This is a genomic window from Desulfovibrio subterraneus (genome assembly GCF_013340285.1).
Classification (GTDB): domain Bacteria; phylum Desulfobacterota; class Desulfovibrionia; order Desulfovibrionales; family Desulfovibrionaceae; genus Halodesulfovibrio; species Halodesulfovibrio subterraneus.
In genome coordinates this window covers 1-256 of the sequence record NZ_BLVO01000007.1, presented here as the reverse complement: position 1 = coordinate 256, position 256 = coordinate 1, and the positions used below count along the sequence as shown (strand labels likewise).

Genomic DNA, 256 nt, shown 5'->3' with positions numbered 1-256 from the left:
ACCGATGAGGGCCGGAGTTTTTCTGATTCAGTGACCGCATGCTTGAGCAAATTACGAATTTTGGGTCACGACTGCAGACTGACGTGGCAACGGGGCATATACCGCTCGCCTTTCCGGTGCATGCAGGTGGCCCGAGAACTTTGTCTTGGTGGTCATGGAGGTGGGGGTACACCCGATCCCATTCCGAACTCGGAAGTTAAGCCCGCCATCGCCGATGATACTGCCAGGGAGCTGGTGGGAAAGTAGGCCGCCGCCA

The 256-nt window shown here is 57.4% G+C and carries 1 rRNA gene; it reads left to right on the top strand.

What is annotated here, in order from left to right:
* Positions 1 to 144: 144 nt before the first annotated feature.
* A 5S ribosomal RNA gene (gene rrf, locus HUV30_RS03990) occupies positions 145 to 256 on the top strand; the annotation flags it as partial.